General features: G+C 72.5%; 12 protein-coding genes. 7 read left to right on the top strand and 5 right to left on the bottom strand.

Annotation, left to right across the window (positions count from 1 at the left end; genetic code table 11):
* Positions 1-30: 30 nt before the first annotated feature.
* A complete protein-coding gene (locus ACIG5F_RS07450) occupies positions 31-897 on the bottom strand; it encodes a hypothetical protein (protein WP_396516587.1) in 867 nt (288 codons plus the stop codon).
* A 69-nt stretch (positions 898-966) separates the two neighbouring features.
* Here ACIG5F_RS07450 and ACIG5F_RS07445 point away from each other — a divergent pair, with 69 nt between their 5' ends.
* Entirely contained in the window at positions 967-2,139 is a 1,173-nt protein-coding gene (locus ACIG5F_RS07445; protein WP_396516586.1) for a homogentisate 1,2-dioxygenase, read from the top strand.
* Here the strand turns inward: ACIG5F_RS07445 and ACIG5F_RS07440 are convergent.
* The 4 genes from ACIG5F_RS07440 to ACIG5F_RS07425 are packed head-to-tail and all read right to left on the bottom strand — an operon-like array spanning position 2,127 to position 6,221.
* Entirely contained in the window at positions 2,127-3,158 is a 1,032-nt protein-coding gene (locus ACIG5F_RS07440; protein ID WP_396516585.1) for a hypothetical protein, read from the bottom strand. The two genes, ACIG5F_RS07445 and ACIG5F_RS07440, sit on opposite strands and share 13 nt — an antisense overlap.
* Positions 3,155-4,186, bottom strand: coding sequence for a hypothetical protein (locus ACIG5F_RS07435; RefSeq protein WP_396516584.1), 1,032 nt, complete (start codon positions 4,184-4,186; stop codon positions 3,155-3,157). Before ACIG5F_RS07435 ends, ACIG5F_RS07440 begins: the two co-directional genes overlap by 4 nt.
* Positions 4,187-4,207: 21 nt before the next feature.
* Positions 4,208-5,251 (bottom strand): hypothetical protein, encoded by a 1,044-nt coding sequence (locus ACIG5F_RS07430; protein WP_396516582.1) that lies wholly within the window; start codon positions 5,249-5,251, stop codon positions 4,208-4,210.
* 16 nt (positions 5,252-5,267) lie between these two features.
* On the bottom strand, positions 5,268-6,221 hold the full coding sequence (locus tag ACIG5F_RS07425; protein WP_396516581.1) for a hypothetical protein: 954 nt from the start codon (positions 6,219-6,221) through the stop codon (positions 5,268-5,270).
* 236 nt (positions 6,222-6,457) lie between these two features.
* On the opposite strand from ACIG5F_RS07425, the gene ACIG5F_RS07420 reads away from it, so the two are divergent.
* The 6 genes from ACIG5F_RS07420 (at position 6,458) to ACIG5F_RS07395 (ending at position 14,466) form a co-directional block, all read left to right on the top strand.
* Positions 6,458-7,696 carry an SWIM zinc finger family protein gene (locus tag ACIG5F_RS07420; RefSeq protein ID WP_396516580.1) on the top strand — a complete coding sequence of 413 codons (1,239 nt, stop codon included), beginning with the start codon at positions 6,458-6,460 and terminating at the stop codon, positions 7,694-7,696.
* Positions 7,693-9,066, top strand: a complete 1,374-nt coding sequence (locus ACIG5F_RS07415) for a DUF5691 domain-containing protein (RefSeq protein ID WP_396516579.1) — start codon at positions 7,693-7,695, stop codon at positions 9,064-9,066. Before ACIG5F_RS07420 ends, ACIG5F_RS07415 begins: the two co-directional genes overlap by 4 nt.
* Positions 9,063-10,163, top strand: coding sequence for an AAA family ATPase (locus ACIG5F_RS07410; protein ID WP_396516578.1), 1,101 nt, complete (start codon positions 9,063-9,065; stop codon positions 10,161-10,163). The genes ACIG5F_RS07415 and ACIG5F_RS07410 overlap by 4 nt, the downstream gene beginning before the upstream one ends.
* Positions 10,163-12,346, top strand: coding sequence for a DUF5682 family protein (locus ACIG5F_RS07405; protein ID WP_396516577.1), 2,184 nt, complete (start codon positions 10,163-10,165; stop codon positions 12,344-12,346). Before ACIG5F_RS07410 ends, ACIG5F_RS07405 begins: the two co-directional genes overlap by 1 nt.
* Positions 12,347-12,419: 73 nt before the next feature.
* Complete coding sequence (locus ACIG5F_RS07400) at positions 12,420-13,577, top strand: VWA domain-containing protein (protein WP_396516576.1); 1,158 nt, start codon at positions 12,420-12,422, stop codon at positions 13,575-13,577.
* A 100-nt stretch (positions 13,578-13,677) separates the two neighbouring features.
* A complete protein-coding gene (locus ACIG5F_RS07395; RefSeq protein ID WP_396516575.1) occupies positions 13,678-14,466 on the top strand; it encodes a DUF2470 domain-containing protein in 789 nt (262 codons plus the stop codon).
* The last annotated feature ends 95 nt before the right edge of the window (positions 14,467-14,561 follow it).

Below are 14,561 nucleotides of genomic sequence, written 5' to 3'. Positions count from 1 at the left end.
CTGCGTCGAATGGTTCCCTCGCAAGCTCGGTCACAGCAGCCCCAACTTCTCCAGGTCGGTCACGGGATCGGTGAGCGAGCACGACCCGTAGGACGCGAACACCCCGCGGACCGCGTGCGCGGCCGGGTCGGACAGGGCCTTGGCCTCCTCGGCCAGCTTCTCCCCGTCGGTCTCGGCCAGCGCCTCCCGCACGTCCTTGCCGGACAGCGACCGGGCGGTGGCCACCAGCAGGTTGAGGAAGCCGTGGTGGGTGAAGCCGGACTCCTGCGAGGTGTGCCGGATGGCGTTGTGCAGGCCGGCCGTGGCCTTGAAGGACACACCGCCACCGGATACCACGGACAGGAAGTCGCCCACCTGGTCCACGCTGGGGAACGCTTCGTGGCTCAGGCCGCCGCAGCGCAGCTTCGGCCAGCTGCCGTGCTCGATGACCCGGGCCACGCCGTCGAGCCACTCGGCCCCGCCGCGGCGCGGCTCGACGACGCGGATCACGTCCTCGGGCACGAACTCCGACACCCGCTCCAGCCACACCTCGTCCACGTCGGACGGGGCCGGCATCTCCACCATGCGCAGCGACAGCAGCTCGCTGCGCGACTCCACGATGGACACGGCCTTCGGCACGCCGCCGAGGCCGGTGTCGACGACCAGCGAGATGGCCAGCGGCTTGACCGGCTTGGCCTTGATCAGCTCGGTGATGAGCTCCGGCAGCCGGGACGCCGGACACAGGAAAAGTCCCAGCACACCGGCCCATTCGCCGGACCGCCCGTCGAGGTGTCCACGGACCGCGTCGGCCATCGTCGCGTTGCCCGGCGGGAACAGCGCCGCGTCGTCGACGAGCCTCGCGAGCAGCGGCGGCGTGCCTCGTGGACCGGGCGCACGGAGTTCTACAGCGCTTGACACGGGTGACACGCTAGCGGCGTCACGGCAGCTGAACAAAGATGTCCGACTATCGGACACCCGGAGAGCCCAATGCCTTACTACCGACAGGTCGGCCAGATCCCCCCGAAGCGGCACACCCAGTTCCGCACGCCCGACGGCGGTCTGTACGCCGAGGAGCTGATGGGAGTCGAGGGTTTCTCGTCCGATTCGGCGCTGCTCTACCACCGGCATCTGCCCACCGCGATCGTCGACTCGCGGACCGTCGACGACCGGCGCGGCGGCACCGAACCGAACCTGCCGCTGAAGCCGCGACACTTCACAACACCGGCCCTGAACTGGGCAGACGCCGACGCGATCACCGGGCGGCGGGTGCTGTTCGGCAACTCCGACGTCGTGATCGCCTTCGTCGCCGCGACCGCCCCCAGCCCGCTCTACCGCAACGCCACCGGCGACGAGCTGCTCTACGTGCAGACCGGGGCCGGCGTGGTGGAGACGATCTACGGCGCGCTGCCGGTGGCCGACGGCGACTATGTGGTGATCCCCACCTCTTGCACCTATCGGGTGGCGCCGAATTCCGGCGAGCCGATGCGCATCCTGGTGCTGGAGGCCACCGGCCACATCGGGCCGCCCAAGCGCTACCTGTCGACCAAGGGCCAGTTCCTGGAGCACGCCCCGTACTGCGAGCGGGACCTGCGCGTGCCGGCCGAGCCGCTGCTGGCCGACGGCGAGGACGTGGACGTGCTGGTGCGGCACCGGGCCGGCCTGACCCGGTTCACCTACGCCCACCACCCGTTCGACGTGGTCGGCTGGGACGGCTGCCTGTACCCGTGGGTGTTCAACATCCGGGACTTCGAGCCGATCACCGGCCGCCTGCACCAGCCGCCGCCGGTGCACCAGACGTTCGAGGGCCCGAACTTCGTGGTCTGCTCGTTCTGCCCGCGCAAGGTGGACTACCACCCGCTGGCCGTGCCGGTGCCGTACAACCACGCCAACGTCGACTCCGACGAGCTGATGTTCTACGTCGGCGGCAACTACGAGGCCCGCAAAGGCTCCGGCATCGGCATCGGCTCGCTGTCCCTGCACCCCGCCGGCTGCACTCACGGGCCGCAGCCGGGCGCGGTGGAGGCGTCGCTCGGCGCGGACTACTTCGACGAGACCGCTGTGATGGTGGACACGTTCCGGCCGCTGGAGCTCGGCGAGGCGGCCCAGGCGTGCGAGGACCCCGCGTACGCCTGGACCTGGTCCGGCCGTCAGCCGGCCTGAGTCTCCTCGAACCGCACGGCCGCGATGTTGGGCTGGCCCGGCACTCCCGCGGCGGCGGCGACGCCGTAGCGGGGCGTGCCGGCCACCCAGAGGTACCCGGTGGCGGTGATGTTGGCGACCAGCCAGGACGCCCCGAGCTTCGCGGTGACCGGCAGCCAGTTGCCGTCGGGCATGATCAGCGCCAGCCGCAGCCGACCGACCAGGGCCGGATTGCCGGTCCACGACAGCAGCTGCACCGGATAGGCCTGCCACGGGCCGTTGTCCAGCAGCTTGACCAGGCGGCGCTGGTCGTTGCGCCGGATGAGGCCGGCGATGGTCGTGGTGATCAGGACGAACGCGAAGCCGGCGAGCGCCAGCTGCCAGCCGCCGAAGAACACCGCAACGTCGTAGACCAGGCACGCCCCGAGCAGCGAGGTCACGACCTGAACCAGCCACGCCGCCCGGACCGCCTTGGCCGCGGCGATGCGCGGCAGGTCCTCGCCGGTCGCGGCCACCGGAGTCGGCGCCGCCGGCGTCGGCACCACCCGAGCCGGCAGCGGCACCGGCAGCCCGTCGACGACCACGGCCGCGACACCGTCGGCAGTCGGGCCGACCATCGACACCTCGGTCTGGCGGGCCAACAACTGCCGGACGGAGTGATCCCCGTTGGTCAGGCGCAGGCACAGTTGCCCACCGTCGATCGACAGCAGCGTCCACGCGCCCGCGCCGCCGACCACCTCGCTGCGCACCCGCGCCGCGACCGCCCCTTCCAGCAGCGCCGGCGCCGACGGGAGCCACCACCCCACGCGGCTGCGGAACTGGAACACGCCCGCCAACGTCACCCCGGCCCCGACCACGAACAGCACGCCGAGCGCGCTGAAGCCGCGGTGGGTGAGGAACATCAGCGCGGCCAGTGCCACGTAGGTGAAGACCGGCCGCACCACCTTGCGCCGCCGCCAAGCGTTCAGCACCAGTTGGATCGCCGGATCGCTGTCCAACGGTTGGTCCACCGGCGGCCGCCACATCGGCATGTCGGTCACTGGAACCTCGCGATCGCGACGATCGGGTATCCCGGCACGCCGACCGCCGCCGGCTTGCGCGCCGTGGGCTGGCCGACCATCCACAACGTGCCGGTGGCACTCACGTTGGCCACCAGCTCGGCCGAGGCCTGCTTGACCACCAGCCGATACTCGCCGCCGGGCACGCCCAGCTTCACCGTGAGGTCCCCGGCCGGCACGCGCACGTTGCCCTTCCACTCCTCGACGGTCACCGGATGGGCCTGCCACTGCCCGGTCTTGAGCAGCTTGGGCAGCCGGGTCTGGTCGGTCATCCGGAGCGTCAGGACGATCGCGCAGATCAACAGTCCGACGAACACGATCCAGATCGACGAGAACCGGGACTGCTGCGCGTCGAAGGCGAGCGCCGCCAGCATGAGAACCAGGATGCCCGCCGGCGCCCACATCAGGCGGGCAAATCGGGTGGCAAACCACTGCGTGACCGCGTCCTCAGCCGCGTTCGCCGAGACGCGCGCGATCGGCTCCGCCTCCATCGGCTCAGGCGCCTCGACCACCTTGGCCGGCAGCGGCATGGGCTGGCCGTCCACGAACACCACGGCGTGGCCTTCGGCATCTGGGCCGACCATAGTGATCTCACCCGTGCGGGCGATGACCTGCCGGGTGCCCCACAGCACCGGTTCCACCCTCAGGTGCATGGGCCCGACCGCGAGCACCGTGCGGTTGCCCTTGTGCGCGACCACCCGGGCCGCGACCCGATGGCTGGGATTGCCGCTGAGCAGGCTCCTGGCCGCCGGCAGCCAGCGTCCGACCCGCATCTGGTGCCGGACGCCGGAGATCAACCCCCAGGCCGCGTTGAGCAGGAACAGCACCATCAGACCGATCGAGTGCAAGCCGAACATCGCCGCCGCGAGCACCAGCGGCACGACAATGCCGATGGCCATCGTGCGGCTCCGTCTCGCGTAGCCCTGCATTCGCAGCTCGACCGCCTTGTCGTCGGCCTGCCACTGCTCGGCCGGCCGCCACACGGCGACCGACAACTGGGTGTCCTCCACCCTCGTCCCCCCTATTTCCGTTTACTGAAACCGTGCCGGCGCGACGACCGGATAGCCCGGCACGCCTGCCGCAGTGAGCCGGCCTGTGCCCGGGTCGATCACCCACAACGTGCCGGTGGCGTTGATGTGCGCCACCACCTCCACCGGAGCCGTCTTCACCACCATCCGACGCAGTTCCCCGTCGGTTCGGCTCAACTGCACCGACAGATCAGCGGCCGCCCACTGCGAACCCTCGCTACGCCAACCGAGAACCACGGCCTGGTACTGCTGCCACTGCCCGGCGGCGACAAGCCGTGGCAGCCGCAGTTGCACATATGTCGAGGCCGGGACGCAAACGGCGGACAGCGCCAGGATGGCCGCGAAGAACCAGTTGACATCGAACGCCAGCTCGTGGCGGTTCGCGTCGATGACAAATCCCGCAATGGCGATGAGCATGGCGACAGGTCCGAGCCACTGCAGGCGTGCGTGCTTCCGCGCGTAGGACATCGGGACCTCGTCCTCGGCCCCATGCCAGGAGACCGGGGCGATCGGCTCCGCGCCGATCTGCGCCGGCGCCGAGACGACCTTGGCCGGCAACGGCGTGGGCTGACTGTCCACGAACACCACGGCGTTGCCCTTGGCGTCCGGCCCGAAAACTGTGATCTCGCCGGTGCGGGCGATGACCTGCCGCACGGCCCACGCCGCCGGCCGCACCCGCAGGTATCGCCCCTCGGCCACGACCACAGCACTGTTGCCCCGATGGCCCACCACGACCGCCGCGACCCGCCGGCTCGCACCACGCGCGAGCAGTGTCTTCACCGTCGGCATCCACCGCCCGACCGTGCCCCAGCGCCAGGCAGCGGCAGCGACCAGCGCCGCCGCGCCGAGCCCGAGCACCACCGGGGCGACGAAGCCGTTGAACATCCCGCGAAACATGGCCGCCACGAGCGCTATCCCGACCGCGCCGCCGAGAAAGTGGCGACCCCACGTGCCGTGAACCCGCATCCGCAGGTCGACCGGGTCGTCCTCGGTCTGCCACTGATCGCTGGCTCGCCACACGGCGGCCGACAACAGGGTGTCGTCCACCCTTGGTTTCCCCCCTCTAGTTGAACCGGATAACCCCGGCAATGGGGAAATCAGGAACGCCCACCCCCAGCGTTACACCGGACGCCGGCGTGCCGGCGATCCACAGCCGTCCCGAGGCCCGCACGTTCGCCGCCACGCCGTGCTCCCAGCGGATCTTGGCGATCAGCTCGGCGCCGCCCTCCGTGGCCACGGCGAACGAACGGTCCGCGTGCAACCGGGCCCGGTGCTCGACGAGCGGCGCCTCGAACAGCTGATCGACGCCCAGGTGCCCACGCATCCGACGCAGCCAGCTCCTGGTCATCAGGAGCGCGATCACCGCTGCCGCCACGACGTACAGCGCGGCCAGCACCCGCGGCTGTGGAGCCAGCTCCAGTCCGATGCAGACAGTGATGGCGATGACGAAGCCCCAGCCGACGACGTAGTTCCGCAGTCCGTTGAACGCCGCCCGCTTCGCCTCGCCCCGCGGATCCCGTGGTTGTTCGGCCGGCCGATCGCCCGGTCGCGGCGGCTGGTCCACCACTCGCGCCGCGTACGGGGTCGGCAGCGCCTCCTCGAACAGCGCGGCAAGCCCGCTGTCGTCCGGCCCGACCAGCCACGCGCGCTCGCCGCGCAGGCCCTCGCGAACCCGCAGCAGCTTCTGTTCCGCCCTGATCACGCCCCGCCCCAGCTGTTCGATCTCCACCAGCCTGGCCGGCTCCTCGTCGAGCAACTGGGCCATGTCCGGCAGCGTGCGGCCCACCTTCAGCCGATAGAGCAGCATGAGCAGGCTCAGCGCCAGCACGGCCAGCGTCGCCAGGATCGTGCTCACCGGCAGGCCGAACAGCAGGCACATCAGCGCGAGGAACACGTTCGTGCCCCAGGTCCGGGAGATCCAGTCGCGAACCCAGGACTGCACCCACACCTCCCGCCGCACGTCCGGGTCCTGGCCCGCCGGAGCGCCCGTCGGTGGCTGCCAGACGGCAGTGCTCACCTTCTCCACCCGTCCCCCCTTGGCATAACGCGTCGATTCCTACCAGGGGCGCTCGAACCCGGCAAACGGGCTTCACCCGACTGTGACCTGGGCGAATGGCGTAGTCCTCACCGTGGGAAGCGCTCGGCCGCGTCGCTGCCTGGTCCGGCCAGGCAAGGCAGCGGTCACGAGCGGCCGAGCCCCGCGCGGGACGCGCGGCATTCAAAACTGTCGGTGGGTGCCCATATGGTCGTCGCATGGATGTGGAGGCAGTGCTGGCGCAGGCTCCGGACCGCCAGGTGGCGACCGGGGCCAGCAAGCTGGCGGTCCCGGCGAAGTGGCCGGAACTGGGCCGGGACGACGCCGCGCTGTGGGGGTTGTGCGAGGGCAGCGGCAAGAGCCCGTACCAGGTCTGTGTCGACCTGTCCGACCGTGCGACGAAGTGCTCGTGCCCGTCCCGCAAGTTTCCGTGCAAGCATGCGGTTGCGCTGCAACTGTTGCACGCCAACGGTTCCACTCACGAGGGCAGCCAGCCGGACTGGGTCGGCAGCTGGCTGCGGGCCCGGCACACGCGGTCCACGGCCGAGCGGAAGCCGGCGCAGCCGGGCAAGCGCCGGGAGGAGTCGGTGCGGGCCGGCATCGCCGGGCTCACGGACTGGCTGACCGACCTGTCGGCCGGCGGCCTGCACACTCTGCCGTCACGGGAACCCGTGTGGTGGCAGGGAATCATGGCCCGGATGGTGGACGCGCAGGCGCCGGGCATCGCGTCGGCGATCGGCGAGCTGCGGTCGGTGGTGGGGGCCAACCGCGCCCGCTGGTACGAGGAGGCGACCGACCACATCGGACGGTTGTACCTGCTCACCCGCACCGATTTCTCCGAGGCGGCAAGGGTTCGGCTGGGTTTCACCACCACCGAGCAGGAGGTGCGGGCCGGCGAGAGCTGGGCCGACGACTGGGTGGTGTTGCTGCGTATGGACAGTGACGACGGCAAGGTGCGCACGGTGCGGCAGTGGGCGTGGGGGCGCTCGCGCAAGCAGTGGGTGTACACGGCGCGGCACGCGGCCGGCGGCGCGATTCCGGTGCCGGCAATGACTCCGGGGGCGGAGCTGACGGCGGTGATGCACCCCTATCCGGGCGGATTGCCGAAACGGGTGGCGGTCGGCGAGACGACCCGGTCCGGTCCGGCGGGGCCGATCCCGTTGCCCGACACCTGGGCCGAGGCCCTGGCGGCGGCCGAGCCGCTGCTGGTCAGCGACCCGTGGCTGCGGCTGGTTCCGTTGTGCTGCAAGGCAACGCGGCCGGCACGGGACGACCGGTCGCTGTACCTGGTGGACGCCGCGGGCCACGGGCTGCCGGTGCGGATCGGCACGTCGCTGGAGCGGGCGCTGGCCCAGACCGGCGGCGAGCCGTTCGACGCGATGGGCTTGTGGGACGGGGATTCCCTGCAACTGTGCGCGATCGCGGCGCCGGGCGCCTTCCCGGAGGTGGTGTCGTGAGCACGGAACAGCGGTGGCAGGAGACCGTGCAGCAGCTGCTGGTCGGCACGCGGCGTGGCAACGTCGACCGGGACACGCTGCTGGCCGACTGCGCGGCGCTGGGGTTGGCCCGGTTCGGGGCGCGGCTGCCCAGGACGCCGGACGGTCTGGTGCCGATTTCCCTTGCCCCGCCGGAAAAGGCGCAGATCGCCGGGGAGTCGGCGCGCAACGTGCTGGCCCAGGTGCTGGGCTGGGACGACGAGGCGTTGCTGACCGAGTGGTGCGCGGCGGCGCGCCGGGCCGGAGTCGTCGCGGCGCATGCCCAACTGCCGTCGTTGCTGCTTCTGGGCACGTCTCGGCCGACGCTGCGGGCGGCGATCCGGCTCGTGCTGGGCGCTCGCGGGCAGTGGTTGGCGCAACTGAACAAGGGCTGGTCCTGGGCTGTCGGCGTCGACGACCAGCAGGCCTACGACCCGGACGCGCCGGCCGGCCAGCGGCTGACCGCGCTGCGCCAGTGGCGTCGGACCGACCAGGGGGCGGTCCGAACGCTGGTCGCGGAGCGGTTCCCGCAGGAGCGCCGGGCCTCCGACCGGCAGCTCCTGATCGACGCGCTGGACGTCGGCTTGTCCATCGAGGACGAGCCGATCCTGGAGGCGGCGCTGGATGACCGGGCGGCCGGTGTGCACGACCGCGCGCTGCGGCTGCTGCGCAAACTGCCCGGCACGGCGTTGGCGCAGCGGGCGGAGCGCCGGCTCTGGGACGGCCTGCGCGACGCCGACGTGGTCCCGGACGGCCGGTTCGAGCTGGAGCCGGACGCCGCCGAGCAGCGGGATCTGCTGCACGACGGCAACACCGAGACCGGCATCGCCGGCCGATTGCGGGCGGCCGCCGCCTCGGTGCCGCCGGAGTTCTGGGAGCTGGAGCAGGTGGTGGCCAGCCCGTGGGCGAAGCCGCTGCTACAGGGCATCGCCGACGCGCTGCCGCTGGCCGCCGACCCGGTGCCGTGGGCGCTGGCCGCGTCCGAGGTGCTGACCGGCATGGCCCTGCTGGACGCGATCGACTCGCTGCCGCCGCGGTCGGCCGCGGAGGTGCTCGTCGCCGTCTCCCACGACTGGAAGTACGACCTGCTCGACCATGGCTGCTCGCAGCTGGCGGGGCCGTGGTCGGCGGAGACCACGGAGGCGCTGCTGCAACGCTTCATGGTCGCCGTCACGCCCGGCTGGCGCACCGGCCGGCCGCCACCCGTCCTGCTGACCAGGGGCGATGTCGGCGTGCTGACCGCGCAGTGGCCGCGGATGGCCGAACGCTGGCCCGAACACACCAACGAACAAGCAGTGCTGCATCTGCGCGTCCAACTGCGGGACGCGTTTGATCGAAGGGGCGACCATTGACTTCCGAAATCGTGCTGCGGCCGTCTGCCGAGCAGCAGTACGCCGCCGAGCTCAGCGTCCTCGCGGCGGTCGACGACCGGCCCAAGCCGCCGATGTGGAAGCTGTCGCCGCAGGCTGTCGTCCGCTACGTGCTCGGCGGCGAGCTGCCCGACGGCACCGCGATCACCCCGAAGTACGTCGGCGACCGGCGCATCGTCGAGGTCGCGGTGGCGACGCTGGCCACCGACCGGGCGCTGCTGCTGGTCGGCGTGCCCGGCACCGCGAAGTCGTGGCTGTCCGAGCACCTGGCCGCGGCGGTCAGCGGCGACTCCACGCTGGTCGTGCAGGGCACCGCCGGCACCAGCGAGGAATCCGTGCGCTACGGCTGGAACTACGCCCGCCTGATCGCCGAGGGGCCGAGCGAGGCGGCGCTGGTGCCGAGCCCGATCCTGCGCGCGATGCGGACCGGGGCGGTGGCCCGGGTCGAGGAGCTGACCCGGATGCCGTCCGAGGTGCAGGACTCGCTGATCACCGTGCTGTCCGAGAAGGCGCTGCCGGTGCCGGAGCTGAACTTCCAGGTGCAGGCCGTGCCCGGGTTCTCGGTGATCGCCACGGCCAACGACCGGGACCGCGGCGTGAACCAGATGTCCTCGGCGCTGGCCCGCCGGTTCAACACCGTGGTGCTGCCGCCGCCGGCCACCGAGGACGCCGAGGTGGAGATCGTGGCCAGCCGGTCGGCCCAGCTCGGGCGGGCGTTGCAGCTGCCGGCCGAGCCGCCGGCGCTGGAGGAGGTGCGCCGGGTGGTGCGGGTGTTCCGGGAGCTCCGCAACGGGTCCACTGTGGACGGTCGAACCCAGCTGAAGAAGCCCAGCGGCAGCCTGTCCACGGCCGAGGCGATCTCGGTGATCACCAGCGGCATGGCGCTGGCCGCGCACTTCGGCGACGGGCGGCTGGGGGCCGACGAGCTGGCGTCGGGGCTGCTCGGCGCGGTGGTGAAGGACCGCGTGTCGGACACCGCGGCCTGGCAGGAGTACCTGGAGGCAGTGGTCAAGGAGCGTCCCGAGTGGCGCGACCTGTACCGCGCCTGCCAGGACCACGACCTCGCCGGCTACGCCTGATGCCCAAGCTTCCCGACCGGGTCACGCTGCTCGGCATCCGCCACCACGGGCCGGGTTCGGCCCGCATGGTGGCCGCCGCGCTGGCGGCGATCGAGCCGGAGCTGGTGCTGGTGGAGGGCCCGCCGGAGGCCGACGGGCTGGTCGCGCACGTGAGCGGGCTGACCCCGCCGGTGGCCTTGCTGCTGCACGACGAGTCCGATCCGGCGACGGCCGCGTTCTGGCCGTTCGCCGGCTTCTCGCCGGAGTGGCAGGCGCTGCGCTGGGCCGACGAGAACACCGTGCCGCTGCGGTTCTTCGACCTGGCCGCCGCCGCGACGCTGGGCGAGCAGGACGAGCCGGATCGGGTGGCCATCGACCCGTTGGGGCTGCTGGCCGAGGCCGCCGGCTTCGACGATCCGGAGCGCTGGTGGGAGGACGTCGTCGAGCACCACGCGGCGGCCGATCCGATCGGGCTGGCCCAGGCGGTCGCCGAGGCGATGACGGCGCTGCGGGACGAGTTCGCCGATCACGTCGGCCAGCGCACGCTGCGCCGTGAGGCGGCGATGCGGCAGGCGATCCGCAAGGGCCTCAAGGACGTCGCCGGCCCGATCGTGGTCGTCTGCGGCGCCTGGCACGTGCCGGCGCTGCTGGAGCTGCCCACCGCGACCGCGGATTCCGCGCTGCTCAAGGGTTTGCCGAAGAAGAAGATCAGCGGCACCTGGGTGCCGTGGAGCCACGGCCGGCTGGCCAACGCCGCCGGCTACGGCGCGGGCATCGCCTCGCCCGGCTGGTACGCGCACCTGTGGGAGACCGCCGCGGCCGGCGACACCGTGCCGCGCTGGTTCGCCCGCGCCTGCCAGGTGCTGCGGGACGAGGACCTGCCGGCGTCCACGGCGAGCGCCGTCGAGGCGGTGCGGCTCGCCGACGCCCTGGCGGCCATGCGCGGGCGGCCGTCGCCGGGGCTGGCGGAGGTCAGCGAGGCGACGCTGGCCGTGCTGTGCGGCGGGGACGACACACCGCTGCGGCTGGTGCACGACCGGCTGGTGGTCGGCGAGGAGCTGGGCATGGTCGGCGAGGGCGTGCCCCGCTCGCCGCTGGCCGCCGATCTCGAGCGCCTGCAACGGCGGCTGCGGCTGCCGGCTGCCGCGATCGAGAAGCAGATGCGACTCGATCTGCGTAAGGACATGGACCGGGAGCGGTCCAAGCTGTTGTGGCGGCTGCGGGTGCTGGACGTGCCGTGGGGCGAGCGGGACCAGACCAACAGCACCGGCACGTTCGCCGAGGCCTGGCGCGTGCGCTGGGATCCGAGCCTGGCGGTCGCCGTCGCGGCCGCCGCCCGGCACGGCACCACCGTGGAGGCCGCGGCCGAGCAGGTGTTGCGGCAGCGCGCCAATGACGCGGACCGGGTGGCCAAGGCCGCCGAGGTGCTGGGGCGGGCGGTCGACTGCGAGTCGCCGGACGCCGTGGCCGCCGCTCGCCGGGCCCTGGACCGCTGCGCCGCGGCCGCGACCGACGCCGCCGAGTTGCTGGTGGCGCTGCCGACGCTGGCCGCCACCATTCGCTATGGCTCGGTCCGCGGCACCGATCCCGAGCTGCTGCGATCCGCCCTGCACGGCCTGTTGGCCCGGGGCGCGGTCGGGCTGCCGCTGGCTTGTCGCAACGTGGACGACGACACCGCCGACCAGCTGGTGGCCGCGCTCGACGCCGCCCAGGACGCCGCCGGCCTGGCCGCTGACGACGATCACCGGGCGGTGTGGCGGGACGCCTTGCTGCGGCTGGTCGCGCTGCCCGACGCGCACGGCCTGCCGGCCGGGCGCGCGACCAGGCTGCTGTGGGAATCCGGTGACCTGGACACCGATTCCGTGGCCGCGCGGCTGCATCGCGCCGTCTCGGCCAACGCGGGTGCGACTGCCTTCGTCGCCGGCTTCCTGCGCGGGTCGGCCGCGTTGCTGGCCGCCGACGACCGGCTGTTCGCGCTGATCGACACCTGGCTGAGCGACCTGTCCGACGAGGCGTTCGCCGACGCGCTGCCGTTGCTGCGCCGGGCGGTCGGCGAGTTCAGCACGGCCGAGCGGCGCACCCTCGGCGACCGCGTGATGGCCGGCGACCGCCGGTCCGTCGCGGCGCCCACCGGCGACTGGGACGAGGAGCGGGCCGAGCGCCTGGCCGCCCACGTCCGTGATCTGATCGGAGCTACGGCATGAGCGAGCTTGCGAGCGAATCATTCAACACAGTCCGTCCGGGCACACGGACACCGAGCGCTAGCGAGGTGCCGCAGTGACCGACGGACGGCAACGGCGGTGGCGGCTGCTGCTCGGCGGGGCGGCCGGCGAGATGGGTGGTCTGGGCGAGGACGACCAGCGTCGGGACGGGGCGTTGACCGCGCTCTACGGTGGCGGCGGCGAGGGCCAGGACGGCAAGCGCGGCGCCGGGCTGGGCAACAGTTCCCCGGTGCTGCACCGCTGGCTCGGCGACGTGCGCACGTATTTCCCGACCTCGGTGGTGCAGGTGATGCAGCGCGACGCCGTGGAGCGGCTCGGGCTGAACAAGCTGCTGCTCGAACCGGAGCTGCTGTCCACAGTGGACCCGGACGTGCGGCTGGTCGGCACCCTGGTCTCGCTGTCCAGGGCGATCCCGGCCCGCACCCGGGAGACCGCGCGGGCGGTGGTGCGCAAGGTCGTCGAGGACGTCGAGCGCAAGCTGGCCGACCGGCTGCTGGCTGCCGTGCACGGCGCGATCGACCGGTCCCGCCGCACCCACCGACCCCGACTGTCCGATGTGGACTGGGCCAGCACCATCCGGGCCAATCTCAAGAACTACCAGCCGGCCCAGAACACCGTGGTGGTCGGCGACCTGATCGGCCGGCAGCGGCGCAGCCGCAGCGCCTCGCTGCGGGACGTCGTGCTGCTGGTCGACCAGTCCGGGTCGATGGCCGAGTCGGTGGTCTACTCGGCGGTGTTCGGGGCGGTGCTGGCCTCCATCCGAGCCGTGGAAACCCGGCTGGTCGTGTTCGACACCGAGGTCGTGGACCTGACCGAGACCCTGGATGACCCGGTCGACGTGCTGTTCTCCACGCAGCTGGGCGGTGGCACCGACATCAACCGCGCCGTCGCCTACGGGCAGTCGCTGATCAAGCGGCCGGCCGACTCGGTCATGGTGCTGATCAGCGACCTGTTCGAGGGCGGCGTGGCCGGCGAGCTGCTGCGTCGGGTGCGGGAACTGGTGGCCAGCGGCGTCACCGTGGTGGTGCTGCTGGCGCTGTCGGACAGCGGCGCACCGGCGTACGACCACGAGCTGGCCGCGCGGCTCTCGGAGTTGGGTGCGCCGGCCTTCGCCTGCACCCCGGACCGCTTCCCCGACCTGTTGGCGGCTGCGCTGCGGCGGGACGACGTGGCAGCCTGGGCGGAGGAGGCCGGCATCGCCGTCGGCCGTTGACTCGGTGACCGACACGTCGGCGCTGGTCAGGGAGCACACGTTCGTGCGCTTCCCAAGACCGGCCATCGGAGGTTAGGGTGACCTAACTTGGAGGTGAGCGATGAGCCAGGCAACGTATCGGCCGCCGGCGCCCACCGCGGCGGAACGGGCCCGGACGATCGCCGTGCGGGGTGGTCGCGCGGCCGTGCTGCCCGGCGCCGACGAGGCGTCGGCCTCGGCGTCCCGGACCGTGCCGATGCTGCACCACGTGCACGCGAACGGGGCCGCCACGCTCCTGTTCCGGGACAACGACCCGTTGGTCGAACTGGCCAGGCAGGCCCCTCGCGGCGAGCTCACCGGCATGCTCGAACTCGCCGACACCGCCCCGGTGCCGCTGCGGGAACCGGTGCGCGGGCTGCTGTGGATCACCGGCTGGCTGCGGGTTCTCGACGGCGAGCAGGCCCGGTCGGCGGTGCTGGAGGTCGTCGAGGCCAAGCCTGATCCGCGCCTGCTGGACGCCGGCCACGGGGCCACCGTGCTGCGCCTGACGCCGGCGTCGATGGTCGTCGCCGACGCCGAGGGCACCAGCTCGGTGCGGCCCAGCGAGTTCGGCGAGGCCGAGCCGGATCCGTTCTGCCAGCACGAGGACCAGTGGCTGCGCCACCTGGAGCTGTCCCACCGGGACGTCGTCGAACTGCTCAGCCGGCACCTGCCCGAGCATCTGCGCGGCGGCCACGTCCGGCCCCTCGGCCTGGACCGGCTCGGCCTGCGCCTGCGGGTCGAGGCCGTCGAGGGCGACCACGACGTCCGGATCGCCTTCGCGCATCCGGTCAGCACGCCCAAGGAGCTGTCCGGCGAACTGCGACGCCTGATGGGCTGCCCGTTCTTGACGCAGGTCCAGCGGGGGTGACTGTGCTTGTTGGCGCCGCCTCCGGCGTCGCGGCTCGGCCCCTCGTGACCGGTGCCTCGCCCCGACCGTGCGAAGCACCGGCGGGGCCGAGCGGG

Origin of the sequence: Kutzneria sp. NPDC052558, assembly GCF_044547355.1 — a bacterium.
In the GTDB taxonomy this organism is placed as follows: domain Bacteria; phylum Actinomycetota; class Actinomycetes; order Mycobacteriales; family Pseudonocardiaceae; genus Kutzneria.
This window is presented reverse-complemented; position numbering and strand designations above follow the sequence as displayed.